Source organism: Pseudomonas sp. FIP_A4, assembly GCF_036701605.1.
GTDB classification, from domain to species: domain Bacteria; phylum Pseudomonadota; class Gammaproteobacteria; order Pseudomonadales; family Pseudomonadaceae; genus Stutzerimonas; species Stutzerimonas phenolilytica.
The window spans coordinates 1-606 of the sequence record NZ_JAYDXP010000019.1 but is presented as its reverse complement, the minus strand read 5'-3'; the positions used below and the strand labels follow the sequence as shown (position 1 = coordinate 606).

At 63.9% G+C, this 606-nt stretch carries 1 protein-coding gene and 4 pseudogenes; 3 read left to right on the top strand and 2 right to left on the bottom strand.

Going from position 1 to position 606, the window contains the following annotated elements:
• Nucleotides 1-240: efflux RND transporter permease subunit (locus U8L64_RS00135; RefSeq protein WP_333392704.1), on the bottom strand; the 240-nt coding region annotated here is incomplete at its 3' end.
• A 14-nt stretch (nt 241-254) separates the two neighbouring features.
• On the opposite strand from U8L64_RS00135, the pseudogene U8L64_RS00130 reads away from it, so the two are divergent.
• Both U8L64_RS00130 and U8L64_RS00125 read left to right on the top strand, forming a co-directional pair.
• Nucleotides 255-335: pseudogene (locus U8L64_RS00130) on the top strand (spermidine synthase); the annotation flags it as partial.
• A pseudogene (locus tag U8L64_RS00125) lies at nt 328-459 on the top strand (S49 family peptidase); the annotation flags it as partial. The pseudogenes U8L64_RS00130 and U8L64_RS00125, both read left to right, overlap by 8 nt.
• Here U8L64_RS00125 and U8L64_RS00120 read toward each other — a convergent pair.
• Nucleotides 448-516 (bottom strand): annotated as a pseudogene (locus tag U8L64_RS00120) (hypothetical protein); the annotation flags it as partial. The pseudogenes U8L64_RS00125 and U8L64_RS00120 overlap by 12 nt on opposite strands.
• 4 nt (nt 517-520) lie before the next feature.
• Between U8L64_RS00120 and U8L64_RS20105 the strand changes: the two are divergent.
• Nucleotides 521-606 (top strand): annotated as a pseudogene (locus tag U8L64_RS20105) (hypothetical protein); the annotation flags it as partial.

The window sequence follows — 606 nt, the reverse complement described above, 5'->3', positions numbered from 1 at the left end:
GTCCTGACCCTCCGCGGCGCGCTGGTCCCAGCCCTTGAGCATGACCAGACCGAGGCCGGAGTTCTGCCCACGACCGGCGAAGTTGAAGCCGTTGACGGTCAGCACGTGCTGGATCAGCTCGCCTTCCTCTTCCTTCAGATTGTCCTGCACCTGCTGATGTACCGCACCGGTGCGATCTGGGGAGGAGTTAACCGGAATGTGCACTTCCACCATCATCCGGCCCTGGTCCTCGTTGGGCAGGAAGGCCTTGGGACCTGGCGTGGAATTTTCTGCGCCAGTGCCAGCAGAAGCTCGCCCCCGGCGGTTGGCTGATCATCAACCAGTGGTCTGGCGACTACGCACCGACAGTTCATCGATAGCGTCAAGCGTGGGCGTGGCGATCGCCTGCAGGTGGCCGCGCATCCCGAGCTGTTCTCAGGATTGCTCTGGTCGGGCGAGCAGGCCCTGGAACTCGACCTTGGCGTCGATATTCCACAGGTCGTCGGTTTCATCCTCGGTCACCGGGATGCCGAGAACGATCGCCTACTACGCCGCCGGAGGAGCGCTGACGCGCATCAACCAGCTGCTGGCACGCGCCGACGAACCGCAGTACGCCGGCAGCCAGGA